Origin of the sequence: Desulfosarcina alkanivorans, from assembly GCF_009688945.1 — a bacterium.
Classification (GTDB): Bacteria; Desulfobacterota; Desulfobacteria; order Desulfobacterales; family Desulfosarcinaceae; genus Desulfosarcina; species Desulfosarcina alkanivorans.
In genome coordinates, this window is the sequence record NZ_AP021874.1 from 1,491,341 (window position 1) to 1,504,817 (window position 13,477).

Below are 13,477 nucleotides of genomic sequence, written 5' to 3' on the forward strand. Positions count from 1 at the left end.
TCAGGAGGTGTCAGCTTTTTTTACAGGCTGTGAAAAATTCCGCCTTCACCGTCAGACGCTATCCGGTCGCCCGGCATCGGTGACGAACACCGTGGCTTCACGTCGGTCCCTGCCGTGTTGGCCGCATTATTATCGTTTCAACCGTCGCCCGGTCAGTAACGTCCACCTTAAGGTACCTGAGCGGTCACGCCCTTTTCCAATAGCCAGACGGTTATTCAGGCAGCCACCGGATAGGCCTGGAAGGTGAATTTATGGTTTTCGGTTTGCATGGTCATTTTACAGGGAGGTTTTTCTATGGCCCTGAACCTGTTCAAATCGGAAGGCAACTCCGACGACCACAAAGAGATTCCACGTGAATTGGGCATCCTGCCCCTGAACGACCTCGTGGCCTACCCTTACATGGTCCTGCCGTTGGCCGTGGCCGTCCCGAACCTGATGAAACTGGTTGAAGACGTCATTGACGGCAATCATCTGGTGGGCCTGCTCACCAGCAAGAAGCCCCGTGTCGCAGAACCCGTACCCGGTCAGCTCCACGAGGTGGGCACGGTGGCCCGCATCCATCGGGCGATAAAACTATCCGATAACCACTTCCATGTGATCGTTCAGGGCATCGAGCGCTTCCGTGTTAAATTCTGGCAGCGAACCGAGTCCTATCTGGTTGCCCGCATCGAGCTGAGTCCCGAACGGATAGAGGAGGGCGTTGAACTGGATGCCCTGAAACGTCGCCTGCAGATCCTGGCCCGGGAAGTGGTCACTCTGATGCCCAATCTCTCCGAGGACGCCGGCAGTTACCTGGAAAGCATCGAAGATCCCCGCTATCTGGCCTATCTCGTCGCCGCCAATTCCAGGATCAAAGTGCCCACCAGCCAGAAGATACTGGAGATCGATGATCTCAACGACAAACTGCGCGCCCTGATTTCCCTGCTGACCCGTGAAAAGGAGGTCCTCTCCCTGGACCATAAAATCCAGGCCGAAACCCACGAAGAGATGGGCAAGGCCCAGCGCGACTACTACCTGCGCCAGCAGATCAAGGCCATTCAGAAGGAGTTGGGGGAAGACGGCGAGGCCGGCAATCAAACAGCCGAATACGAAAAAAAACTCGCAAAGGCGGCCCTTCCCAGGGAAGCCCACGAAGAGGCCCGCCGGGAACTCATCCGCCTGAAGGGCATGCACCCCAGTTCCGCGGAACATGCGGTAATCAAGACTTATCTCGACTGGCTGATGGACCTGCCCTGGCACACCCTGAGCGACGACCGCCTGGATGTCACCCATGCCCGGGTCATCCTCGATGAAGACCACCACGACCTGGACGACGTCAAGAACCGGCTCATCGAATACCTGGCCGTCAAAAAACTTGTCAAGGAACGCGGAAATCCCTCGAAGCCGGATGAACCGGATGGGGGCATCCAGGGAACAGGCACCCTGCTTTGCCTGGTAGGCCCGCCCGGCGTCGGCAAAACCAGCCTCGGCCAGAGTATCGCCAGGGCCCTGGGGCGGCGGTTCACCCGCATGAGCCTCGGGGGCATGCGTGACGAAGCGGAAATCCGTGGACACCGGCGCACCTACATCGGCGCCATGCCCGGACGAATCATCCAGGCAATCAAGCGGGCCGGCACCCGCAACCCCGTCTTCATGCTCGATGAAATCGACAAGGTGGGCAGCGACTGGCGGGGGGACCCCGGCAGTGCGCTGCTGGAAGTTCTGGACCCGGCCCAGAACCACGCCTTTCGGGACCACTATCTCGATGTGGACTTCGACCTCAGCGAAGTGATGTTCATTACTACCGCCAACCAGCTGGAAACCATCCTGCCCCCGTTGCGGGACCGCATGGAGACCATTGCCCTGGACGGCTATACGGAACACGAGAAACTGCATATTGCCGACAGGCACCTGCTGCCCCGGCAGATCAAAGCCAACGGGCTGCTCCCGGAAGAGATCACCTTCAGCACACCGGCCCTGACCAGCATCATTCGGGACTACACCCGGGAGGCTGGCGTTCGCAATCTGGAACGCCAGATCGGCGCTGTTTGCCGCAAAACGGCTGTGAACATCTCCACCGGGCAGCGGGGGCCGGTTGAAATCACGCCGGACAGGGTCCGGCAGCTGCTTAAAAAACCATTGTTCGAATCGGAACTGTCCGAAGCCATTGATATCCCGGGTATTGTCACGGGGCTGTCCGTCACCGCCTATGGAGGAGAAATCCTGTTTATCGAAGCCACACGCATGCCCGGCAAGGGGGAACTGACCATCACCGGACACCTGGGTGACGTGATGATGGAGAGCGCACGGATCGCCCACAGCTATGTGCGTTCCAAAGCGGTTGACCTGGGAATCGAAACCAGGCGTTTCAAAGACACGGATATCCACCTGCACGTCCCGGCGGGCGCCATCCCCAAAGACGGCCCGTCCGCCGGTCTGGCCATGGTGCTGGCCATGACCAGTATTTACACGGGGAAGCCGGTGAGAAGCGATGCGGGGGTGACCGGTGAAGTGACCCTGCGGGGACGCGTACTGCCTGTGGGCGGCATCAAAATCAAGGTGCTGGCCGCTCACCGGGCCGGCCTGCGCACGGTCATTCTGCCCCGGCGAAACGATCGCGACCTGGATGAACTACCGCAGGAGGTGCGTCGGGAAATGACGGTGCGGCTGGTGGAGCGGGTCGAAGATGCTTTTGCCCTGTCCCTTCTCTCCGAGGGAAAACATACGGCAGGCACCCGGGAAAGGATGCCCGCCCTGGGATGATTCCACATGGAGAAAAGCCATCAGCAAAGGATTGTCGAGGCCATGATGAATCCAGGCTTCTACCCCCATCCGGTGGCGTCTGTCGGGCGGCGGGAAACCCATATCTCCACGGTGTTTTTGACCGGCGCGTTCGTTTACAAAATTAAAAAACCGGTGGATCTGGGGTTTCTCGATTTTACGACTCTTGAAAAGCGGATGCACTACTGCCGACAGGAAATTACCCTGAATCGCCGCCTGTCCGACATGGTCTATATCGACATGATTCCCATCACCCTCCAAGGCGACAGGTATGGGCTGGACGGGCCTGGAGAAACAGTGGAGTACACGGTAAAAATGCACCAGCTCTCCGAAACCGATTCAATACGGCAGCGCCTGCAAAGCGGGACCCTGAACGACGGCCATGTCGAGGAGCTGGTTCGGCTGCTGACCGGCTTTTACGCCCTGGCCCCGAAAAGACGCGAAACGGACCCACCCGCGTCCCTGGCCTGGGAGGAGAATCTGCAGCTGGCCGAGAGATTTGCCGGCAGGTGGATCGATCGGCGGCAATTCGAGTTCGTCCGAACCGCCTCGCGGTCCTTTTTCCGCAGACATCAACGCCTGTTTCACCGCCGCCGAATGGAAGGGAAGATCAAGGATGGCCACGGTGATCTGAGAACCGATCATATTTACTTCACCAAGAAGGGCATCCAAATCATCGACTGCATCGAATTCAACGACCGGTTGCGCGTTCTGGATATTATCAGCGACCTTGCGTTTCTGGTCATGGACCTGGAATACAACCGTTTCCCGCAGACGGCAAGGTCGCTGATCCGGTGGTATCTGAAACAGACCGGCGATATGGGCGCCCTTTCCCTGCTGGCCTTCTACTGCTGCTACCGGGCCATGGTGCGCTGCAAAGTGAGCTGCTTCAGTATCCGGAAGTACGGCAGTCGCCGTGCGGATCCCGGCATGATTGCGGCTGCCGGTCGCTATCTGACCATGGCCCATGAATATGCCGCTGCCTTCAACCGGCCGTTTCTGTGGATCTGTTGCGGCCTGCCCGGCTCGGGAAAAAGCACTATCGCCCGTACGCTGGCATCGGTCCTTGACGCCGATGTGATAGGCTCGGATGTGATCCGCAAGCAATTGTTCGCCGGTTCTTTCGGGCCTGCCGCCGGCGGCGCCTATCAAGATGGCATGTACTCGGCCTATGCCACCGGCATTACCTACGAACGGCTGTTCGCGCTGGCCCGAGAAGACCTCAAGAAAGGAAACAGCATAATCATCGATGCCACCTTCAGCCGGGCATCCCGCCGGACCCAGGCGGTTCGCATGGCCGCGAGCCTTGAGGCCATGCCGGTTTTTGTGGAGTGCGGAGCCAAAGAACCGACCCTTGCAGCCCGGCTGCTGAAACGCGAGACCAGGCCGTCGGTGTCGGATGCCCGGCTGATTCACCTGGAAGCCTTTAAAAAACGCTTCGAACCGCTTTCCCGAATCGCCGACGCAATCTATATTCCTGTGGACACCGAAAATTCCCCGGCGGTTTGTCTTGGCCATATACTGATGACCGATTCCCTGATGGACGGTTTCACCCGCAAAGGAGGCGAGCATGTTTAATCGCATTGTAGCCGCAACGGACATTGTCACCACCGGTGATGCGCCGGTGATATCGGCCTCCCGGTTGGCCCGGCTGCAGGGTACCCGCCTGTATCTGCTTCACGTGATGGAGTCCGCCTCGACGAATGATCGCCGGCTGGTCCGTCATTTCAGAACCGGAACGGAAATGCTTGCCGACCCGGACTATGAACGGACCATCGCCCAGACGCTGGAAAAAACCTATATGGCCGACCTGTCGGATATTCCCCATGAAGTCAGGGTCACCGCCGGCTACCCGTGGGAAGAGATCCTTCGGTGGTCGGGGGAGGTCGATACCGATCTCATCGTGCTGGGGCCCCACTCGACCCGCGCGGAAGAAAGGGGGGTGGTAAGAATCGCCGGTCGGGTCGGGTCGACGGTTGAAAACGTCATCACCCGTGAAACCGCTCCGGTAATGGTGGTCAACAGACCCGCGACCAGGGATCAATTGGTGTTCCAGCGGGTCCTGGTTGCAGTCGATTTCTCCCGGTCCTGCGAATGCGCGGTTGTTTTTGCTGCCAGGCTGGCCTCGCATTTCCACAGCCAGTTGGAAGTGTTTCATATGATCCCGGTGCCCCCCGCCCCGAAATACAGTAGAAGCGACTACGCGGCCGATGCGGCGTATGCGAAAAATCGGCTCGGGTCCTTTTATGAAACCTACCTGGAGGGAACCGATCACCGGTACCTGATCCGGGCCGGGGCCATGCCCCACCTGGAAATACTCGACGGCGCAAGAGAAAAAAAGGCCGATTTGATCATCATGGGATCCCACACGAAGGAAAAGTCCGGCAAATGGTATCCGGGCAGCGCGGTGGAACGGGTTGGTTACCGGGCCGCCTGTCCCGTGGTGGTGGTCACCGATTCCGGTGCATTGACCCATTGGGACCAAACCATGGTCGACGACGAGCCGGATGGCAAGGACCGTTCAATCCACGTATTTACCGGAGCCGGGTCCGAAAAACGATCTGGGGGCCGGAACGACGACCCCTGATGCGGATGGCCGCATTGAAATAGGCAGAATAAAGGTCTCATCGATACAAAAGGAGGAACGAAATGACAACCACATCCGAGGTATTCAAATGCAGGGAATGCGGGGCTATCGTCGCAGTCCTCACCGGAGGTAAGGGGGAATTGGTGTGTTGCGATCAAAAAATGGTTGAGGTGACGCCCGACAAGGCTAAAAAACTGATCCACGACATGGCCCGCCCCGGTACACCCTGAAAGGGGCCTGCAGGGGTATTGGATATCGGCTCGCGAAACATGACCGCCCAATAAAATGAGTACGGATATCGAGTGCATGGATTTCGCTCGTTTTCGCAGCACCTTTAAGGAGTGACACCGAACCGAAGCCACTTGAAATCCTTGCGGACCTGATCGGAAACCTCGCGGCCAACGCGGCCCATAAAAAGGTTTTCCGGTTTCAGGCAGATATTGGGTTCGTTGGTCTGCAGCTCGACAAATCCATGGGGGCTGAACAACCGGATGAGCAGGTTGCGATACTGCTGGGCGTTGAGGCCGGACCCATCCAGATCCCAGGTCCACGAGTAACCGACCATGTAGGCAATCATCTGCTCGATCCGCGGATGATCCAACATCAGGCGCACCAGATCACCGGCCAGTTTGAAAGCGCGCAACCTGCGGCTCACTTCCACCGCCCTGATCTCCATCATCATGCCCGGGCCCAGTTCGGTCCACCGCTCATCGGCCGCCGGATGGCTGAACACACCGAAACCAACGATCTGATCACGGGCCCTCAATGCGACCACCACATTGGCGTCCGCTTTTCCGGCATGCTTTTCGAGGGTGTCCCGTCTGGTGTAAATGGATTTATACTGGGCGTGGGTGCCAAACTGACTGTCAAAGCGGTAGGACCGGATCTCTTCGGGGGTGCAGAAGGACCGGAGGGTAATGGTTCCGGCGGGGGTCGACCGGACAATCTCCTTTTGAATGGGATCGCTCAAAGCCGTCTGTCTTCTCCAGGGTGATTGGCCGAAAAGGGCGTCTGGAACTCCGGAAGGCTTGTAAAACCATGCCCTGACGCCCGTTAATAATCACTCCACTCCTTGTGCAGCCGCTTGACCATAATCACCAGATCATGGCGATTGCCGTTGATATCCCTCACATAATCCTTGAGTTGGCCATACTTGAAAAAATCGAATTTCTGGACAGCGTCGATGGCGTTGTCCTCGAGGCCGGCCACCAGATCCGCCCGGAGCATTTCCAGCCCCCGGTCCATGGCCAGTTGGATCAAGTCCAGCAGCAGCCAGGTCCCCAGCCGTTTCTGCCTGAATTCCGGCAGTACCACGATGCGGAATCTGCCGACGTGACTGGTGGCGCCAAAACCGCGCAGGTATAGACTCCCCTGACCGACCACCTGTGCTTCGCAAAGGGCCAGAATGGAGCAGACGCTGCCTTTTTTTACGGCATCGAACCATTTGTCCATGATGGCACAGTCCATGACATCATAGTTCATGAACCATCGATCCGACTCGGGGATTCGCTGGTAGAAGGCGTCCAGCAATGGCCGGTCACCTGTCTCCAGCGGACGGATCACCGCTTCAACACATTCCTTCAGGACACATTCTTTCGGATATCTCACGGTTTCGACCTCCTTCGCCGTTGGCGTCAGCCGGCTCTGGACAGGTATTTATTTACCGGTCCGGAACGGCAGTGTCAAGATTGCCATGCAGATCTCAAGTTGCCCGGGCGGCCCGCCGGCCATTCGTAAAAACGGCTGCGCCAAACAGCGCCCAGAGCCCCTGCGATCAGAGGCATCACTGGTGATGAAAGGGATATCGGCAGGCTTCTTTTTTTTTCTTGACTAACCCCATTAGTAGCTAATATATAGCTAATATGTAACCTTTTAGCAAATGAATTTCATCCATTATTTGATTTTTATTCCTTTTCACATCGGTAACCGTCAAAATCGCGAAAATGAGTCCATGAAAACCGGACCCGATAGACGTCCTGAACCTGCGACCCCGCTTCGGGGCGCCCCGAAGGGAGGAAAACATGAGTGACCTGAGTTGGCTGCCGCGAGAATCCGGAATCAAGAACCACCACCTGTGGGAAGAAGAACATTTTTCCAGCGACGCCCCCGGAATCGTTTTTGAAAAACGCCCCATACTGGACCCGTCGGGGGCACCCGTCGACGGGTTGTTCTCGGCCTGGATCATCCTGAACAACCCCGGGCAGTACAACTCTTACACCACGGAGATGGTCAAGGGGGTGATTGCCGGGTTTCATCGGGCGTCGGCCGACAGTTCGGTGGTGGCCGCGGTTTTTACGGCCATGGGCGACAAGGCATTCTGCACGGGCGGCAACACCAAGGAATACGCCGAGTACTACGCCGGTCGCCCCAACGAATACGGCCTCTACATGGACCTGTTCAACGCCATGGTCGATGCCATCCTGGGATGTAAGAAACCCACGATCTGCCGGGTCAACGGCATGCGCGTCGCCGGCGGCCAGGAGATCGGCATGGCCTGTGACATCACCCTGTCCAGTGACCTGGCCATCTTCGGCCAGGCCGGCCCCAAGCACGGCAGCGCACCGGACGGGGGCAGCACCGATTTCCTGCCCTGGATGCTGCCCCTGGAACTGGCCATGTGGAACTGCGTATCCTGCGAGATGTGGAGTGCCTACAAGATGAAACGACTCGGCCTGATTTCCAAATGCGTGCCGGTAATCAAGGACCCTGACGGCTGGGTCCGCAACCCGGCCATCGAGACGGACCGCTATGTGGCCGATGGCGAAATCGTCTACGGTGAATACAAAACCGGTGATGCGGCCAAAAAAGCCAGGGGGTATGTCAAATCGGCCGCCACCGATTTTGAACTGCTGGACAAGGAGGTCGACAAGATTCTGTGGACCTACACCAACCTCTTTCCCGGCTGCCTGATCAAAAGCGTTGAAGGCGTGCGCATGAAGAAAAAATTCTTCTGGGATCAGGCCAAGGTCGTCAACCGCCACTGGCTGGCGGCCAACATGAACAGCGAAGCCTACCTGGGATTTAACGCCTTCAATACCAAAAAAATCACCGGCCGGGACACCATCGATTTCATCGAGTACCGCCGCCGCCAGGCCGCCGGCGATGCGTTTGACCTGGAATTCATGGCCGCCGTGCTGGGCAGGCCCAGTGCTTAGCTGTTGTAACCTGTCGGTGGTCTACAAACAGCGTCAATAGGCATCTTTATTGCCGACAAGGGTTCAAGGGGCCCGGGGTTCAAGGGTTCGAGTGAAAGGAAGTCAAGCATCAGTTTCAGGATCAAGGAATCTTGGCAACCGATACAACACTCACCCCCTTGAATCCTCGAATCCTGTCATACAAAACCAGACGTTTCAATCGAAGGAGGCACTCACATGCTGCTCGAGGGTAAAAATGCCATCGTCACCGGCGGATCACAGGGTATCGGCACCGCCGCCAGCCTGGAACTGGCCAAAGAGGGCGCCAACGTCTGCCTCACCTACCGCCGCCATGCGGACGAGGCCCAAGACGTGGTCCAACAGATCGAACGCATGGGCCGCAAGGCCATCTGCATGGCCTGCGACATCGCCGTCTTCACCGAAGTTGAATCCGTGGTCCAGGCGACCCTGGAGGCCTTCGGCCGCGTGGACATCCTGGTGAACAACGCCGGCATGAATTGGGACGGCGTATGCTGGAAGATGTCCGAGGAGCAGTGGGACCGGGTGATGGATGTCAACCTGAAAGGCTACTTCAACTTCACCCGGCACACAGCCCCCCTGTTCAAGGGCCAGAAGTACGGAAAAATTGTCAATGTCACGTCCATCAACGGCATGCGGGGCAAGTTCGGGCAGACCAACTACTCTGCTTCCAAGGCAGGCATCATCGGTTACACCAAGGCCGTGGCCAAGGAACTGGGCGCATTCGGCGTCAACGTCAATGCCGTGGCGCCGGGCCTGATCGAAACCGCCATGCTGAAAGAATCCGAGGCCCGGGACAAGATCATCGACCTGGCCATGGCCGAAATCGTTCTTAAACGCGTGGGCCAGCCCGAGGACCTGGCATCCGTCATCGCCTTTCTGGCCTCTGACAAGGCCCGTCACATCACCGGGGAAGTCATCAAAGTGGACGGCGGGCAGTACATATAGGTAGATAGGCAGTAGGAGGTGAGGCTGAAGTGAATACATTTCTTATCCATTATGATCTCTACCTACAGCCTACAGTCTAAAGCCTAAAACCTACAGCCTAAAACCTACAGTCAATAGTCTACAGCCTGAACACCTATATAGAGGAATACCATCATGAATGACGTCGCCATTATCGGCGCAGGACAAAGCACTTTCGTCCGGTTCTATCCGGGATCGGTGCGGGAGCTCGCCTTCGAAGGGTTTTCCGATGCCCTGGGCCATGCCGGCATCACGGCTGCGGAAATCGACGCGTCCGTGGTCTGCTCGGCCCCCGAGTATGACCTGCAGCGATCGCCGGCCGGGGTTTTTGCAGAGTACCTGGGACTTAACCCGGGCCCCACCTTTTATGTGGAGACCCTGTGTTCGTCGGGAAGTACCGGACTGAAACTGGCTTACAGCCTGGTCAAATCGGGCCTGCACGACCTGGTGGCCGTGGTCGGCTTCCAGAAGATGTCCGAGATCTCCTCCGCCGAGACCCAGGAGCGCATGGGGCGGGGTGCGGACATCCAGTGGGAAAGCCCCTTCGGCACCATGATGCCCGCCTACTATGCCATGTACGCCCGCGCTCATATGGACGCTTACGGCACCGGACCCGAAGACCTGGCCGCCATCCGCGTCAAAGCGTCCACCTATGGCCAGCTCAATGATCGTGCCGTCTACCGCAAGGCGGTGGCGGCCGACATGTTCACGGACCCGGAAAACATGATGAGCGCATCCGTGGCCTCCCCCCTGCGGGTGGGAGACTGCTGTGCCAATGCCGACGGCAGTTCCTGTATCATCGTGGCCAGCGCCGAGAAAGCGAAGGCCCTGTGTGACAAACCCGTGTGGATCAGGGGCATCGGCTCGGCATCCGCACCCGTGAACCTGGCCGGCCGGGATCTGTTTACCGGGCTGGACGTGGCCCGCCGGGCAGGCGCCCAGGCCTACCAGATGGCCGGCATCGGGCCCAAGGATATCGACGTGGCGGAAGTTCACGACTGTTTCACCATTGCCGAGATGATGGCCTACGAAGATCTGGGCTTCGCCGGTCCGGGAGAGGGCCGCGACCTGATCGGCGGCAGGGAAACCTATCTGGAGGGAAGCATACCGGTCAACGTCGACGGCGGCCTGCTCTCCAAGGGCCATCCCATCGGCGCCACCGGCGGCAGTCAGATCCGCACCATCGTGCTGCAGCTGCGCGGTGAAGCCGGCGACATCCAGGTCCCCGGTGCAAGCGTGGGCCTGGTGCACAACATCGGCGGTGTGGGTCTTTACGGGAACGTGACCATCCTGGTCAATCAGTAGTATTGGACAAGTGCAAGAGCCTGATTTCGGGAGGTTTTGTAAGAGGTCCGAGATCAAGGCTTGCGAGTCCCGAGGAGCGAGGCGTACATGCAAGTACTCCGCAGTGACGAGGGATGAAGCGTAACGCAGATATCGGACTTCTTACGGAACCGTCAAGGATAAATATCATGGGGAAAAAAGAAAAGGACGAGCGCTTCAGGAAATTCGGAACGGTGAGCTTCACCGGCACCACGCGGGTGAACGACTTCATCGACCATCTGGAACAGGGTCGGGTCACCGGCACCCGGTGTGAATCCTGCGGCAAGGCATTTTTCCCGCCCCGGGCGGACTGCTGCGACTGCCGCTCGTCGACAATGAAATGGTTCGACGTTCAGGGCACCGGCAAACTGGTTACCTACAGTACGCTGGCCTTTGGTCCCAAAGGCTTCGAAGCGGACCTGCCCTATACCATCGCCCTGGTGGATTACGGCGAGGTCAAGCTGTTCGGCAGAATGGCCGGCAACGTCACCGGAGCCGACCTGTCCATCGGCATGGCGTTGTCGGTTGAAGCCAACCCCCTTGCGGACGGTCGGCTCAATTACGTGTTTCACAAGGTTTGAGCATGTTTCCATTCACCCTGCCCTCCCCCGGTTCTGAGGGAGAGCACTATCGTTAAGGAAAAAAGATGTCGCATCTGAAATTCATCAACCACGAAATCGTCGAGGGCGTGGCCACCCTGACCTTCAACCGGCCCAAGCATAACGTGCTCAACATCGAAATGATGAATGAACTCAACGGCCAGTTGGAGATCCTGGCCAGTGACGGATCGCTGAAATGCCTGGTGCTGGCGGCCGACGGCCCCAGCTGGTGCGCCGGCGTGGAGGTGGGCGACCACAAACCGGAAATGGTGGAAGAGATGATCGCCACCTTCAACCGCATCTTCGAACTGGTTCATCGCATGGCGGTGCCGACGATCGCGGCGGTCCACGGCGCCTGCCTGGGCGGGGGCATGGAAGTGGCCATGGCCTGTGACATCATCGTGGCGTCGCCCGGGGCCGTGTTCGGCCAGCCCGAAATCAAACTGGGATTCTTCCCCCCCTACGCGGCCATCCGGCTGCCCCAGCTGGTGGGGCCGGCCCGGGCCGTGGAGATCTGCACCACCGGCCGTCGCTACAAGGCTGCGGAGGCCCATCAGATGGGCCTGGTGGGCCACCTGTCCGGTGAAAGCGATTTTTCGGAAACGGTAGACGGGATGGTGGGTGAGATCAAGAGGTGCAGTCCGCTGATACTCCGGCTGAACAAGCGCGCCGTCAATGCCCATCTGGGGTTGGACTTCAGACGGGCCCTGTCCGGGGTCAGCGACCTGTTTCTCAACACCTTGATGAAAACCGAAGACACCCTCGAAGGCATCAGAAGTTTTGAGGAAAAGCGTCGGCCGGTGTGGAAAAACCGTTAATGGGCCGGCGGTGTCGGTAGAAAGGCCCTTTCGGTTGGAAGGTCCGCTCTATTTTAATTGAGGATTTGACGAATATGGATTATGTTATCGCGTTTTCCAACGCCGTATCCGTCAAGCCACCCCATGAATTCATCATCGACCCTTAACCCATAGGAGAAATAGTGATGGCGTCCATGATATCCTGGCAGATGACGGAACCCGGGAAGCCCCTGGAAAAAGTGGAGGCGCCCATCCCCGAACCCGGCCCCGGAGAAGTGCTGGTCAAGGTAGCCGGGTGCGGCGTGTGCCATACGGACCTGGGATTTTACTACAACGGTGTGAGAACCAAATCCCCTCTGCCCCTGACCCTGGGCCACGAGATCAGCGGCATTGTCACCGCCGCCGGCCCCGACGCCCGCCAGTGGGAGGGCAAAGCGGTGATCATTCCCGCGGTCATGACCTGTGGGGACTGCGATGTCTGCAACCGTGACCTGGGCAACATCTGCAGCCGCCAGAAAATGCCCGGCAATGACATCCAGGGAGGATTCGCCAGCCACATCGTCGTCCCGGCCGCCCAGCTGTGTCAGGTACCGGTAGACGAGGGGTACCGGCCTGTTGGAAAAGCAGATGTTTCCCTTGCCCAGCTGTCCGTTGTGGCCGACGCGCTGACCACGCCGTACCAGGCGGTCGTCGATGCCGGACTGACCGCCGACGATACGGCCATTTTCGTGGGCGTCGGCGGGGTCGGCGGCTTCGGCGCCCAGATCGCCAAGGCGTTTGGTGCCCTGGTGGTGGTCATCGATGTGGACCCGGCCAAGCTCGAGGCCCTGGCGCCATACGTAGACAAGGCCTTCAACGCCGCGGAATGGTCCTTCAAGGATCTGCGCAAGGCGGTTTCCGCATTCGTCAAAGCGCAGGGGAAGCGTCGGACCGAATGGAAGATTTTCGAAACCTCCGGCACTGCCGCCGGCCAGAAAACCGCCTTCGGCCTCATGACCTTCGGGGGTCACCTCTCCGTGGTGGGCTTTACCATGGACACGGTGGACATCCGCCTGTCCAACCTCATGGCCTTTCACGGCACGGCACGCGGCAACTGGGGCTGCCTGACCCGGTATTACCCGCCGGTACGGGACCTGGTATTGTCGGGCAAGGTGAAGATGGCCCCGTTTGTCAAAACGTTTCCGCTGTCGGACATCAATACCGTCTTCGAGATGGTGCACCACAAGAAGATCGTTCAGCGGGCGATCATGGTGCCCTGACGCCGTCGTTGAC

At 58.7% G+C, this 13,477-nt stretch carries 12 protein-coding genes; 10 read left to right on the forward strand and 2 right to left on the reverse strand.

Annotated features, from left to right (window positions below; genetic code table 11):
- The first annotated feature begins 294 nt into the window (after positions 1–294).
- The 4 genes from lon to DSCA_RS06575 all read left to right on the forward strand — a co-directional run bounded on the left by lon (position 295) and on the right by DSCA_RS06575 (position 5,577).
- Entirely contained in the window at positions 295–2,742 is a 2,448-nt protein-coding gene (gene lon, locus DSCA_RS06560) for an endopeptidase La (protein ID WP_155315664.1), read from the forward strand.
- Between the two features lie 6 nt (positions 2,743–2,748).
- Positions 2,749–4,338, forward strand: a complete 1,590-nt coding sequence (locus DSCA_RS06565; protein ID WP_155315665.1) for a bifunctional aminoglycoside phosphotransferase/ATP-binding protein — start codon at positions 2,749–2,751, stop codon at positions 4,336–4,338.
- Entirely contained in the window at positions 4,331–5,347 is a 1,017-nt protein-coding gene (locus DSCA_RS06570; RefSeq protein WP_155315666.1) for a universal stress protein, read from the forward strand. Before DSCA_RS06565 ends, DSCA_RS06570 begins: the two co-directional genes overlap by 8 nt.
- A 62-nt stretch (positions 5,348–5,409) precedes the next feature.
- The gene (locus DSCA_RS06575; protein ID WP_155315667.1) at positions 5,410–5,577 is read left to right on the forward strand and encodes a desulfoferrodoxin FeS4 iron-binding domain-containing protein; all 168 of its coding nucleotides are present in this window, start codon (positions 5,410–5,412) and stop codon (positions 5,575–5,577) included.
- Between the two features lie 104 nt (positions 5,578–5,681).
- Here DSCA_RS06575 and DSCA_RS06580 read toward each other — a convergent pair whose 3' ends face one another.
- The gene (locus tag DSCA_RS06580; RefSeq protein ID WP_155315668.1) at positions 5,682–6,317 is read right to left on the reverse strand and encodes an N-acetyltransferase; all 636 of its coding nucleotides are present in this window, start codon (positions 6,315–6,317) and stop codon (positions 5,682–5,684) included.
- A gap of 83 nt (positions 6,318–6,400) precedes the next feature.
- Positions 6,401–6,955, reverse strand: a complete 555-nt coding sequence (locus DSCA_RS06585) for a GNAT family N-acetyltransferase (RefSeq protein ID WP_155315669.1) — start codon at positions 6,953–6,955, stop codon at positions 6,401–6,403.
- A gap of 413 nt (positions 6,956–7,368) precedes the next feature.
- Between DSCA_RS06585 and oah the strand changes: the two genes are divergently transcribed.
- From oah to had, 6 genes are all read left to right on the forward strand, one after another.
- Positions 7,369–8,502 carry a 6-oxocyclohex-1-ene-1-carbonyl-CoA hydratase gene (gene oah, locus DSCA_RS06590; protein ID WP_155315670.1) on the forward strand — a complete coding sequence of 378 codons (1,134 nt, stop codon included), beginning with the start codon at positions 7,369–7,371 and terminating at the stop codon, positions 8,500–8,502.
- Positions 8,503–8,718: 216 nt separating this feature from the next.
- Positions 8,719–9,468 (forward strand): SDR family NAD(P)-dependent oxidoreductase, encoded by a 750-nt coding sequence (locus DSCA_RS06595; RefSeq protein ID WP_155315671.1) that lies wholly within the window; start codon positions 8,719–8,721, stop codon positions 9,466–9,468.
- A gap of 153 nt (positions 9,469–9,621) precedes the next feature.
- Positions 9,622–10,791 carry a thiolase C-terminal domain-containing protein gene (locus DSCA_RS06600; protein WP_155315672.1) on the forward strand — a complete coding sequence of 390 codons (1,170 nt, stop codon included), beginning with the start codon at positions 9,622–9,624 and terminating at the stop codon, positions 10,789–10,791.
- A 167-nt stretch (positions 10,792–10,958) separates the two neighbouring features.
- Complete coding sequence (locus tag DSCA_RS06605) at positions 10,959–11,390, forward strand: Zn-ribbon domain-containing OB-fold protein (RefSeq protein ID WP_155315673.1); 432 nt, start codon at positions 10,959–10,961, stop codon at positions 11,388–11,390.
- Positions 11,391–11,455: 65 nt separating this feature from the next.
- On the forward strand, positions 11,456–12,226 hold the full coding sequence (locus tag DSCA_RS06610; RefSeq protein WP_155315674.1) for an enoyl-CoA hydratase/isomerase family protein: 771 nt from the start codon (positions 11,456–11,458) through the stop codon (positions 12,224–12,226).
- 164 nt (positions 12,227–12,390) lie between these two features.
- A complete protein-coding gene (gene had, locus DSCA_RS06615) occupies positions 12,391–13,464 on the forward strand; it encodes a 6-hydroxycyclohex-1-ene-1-carbonyl-CoA dehydrogenase (RefSeq protein WP_155315675.1) in 1,074 nt (357 codons plus the stop codon).
- The last annotated feature ends 13 nt before the right edge of the window (positions 13,465–13,477 follow it).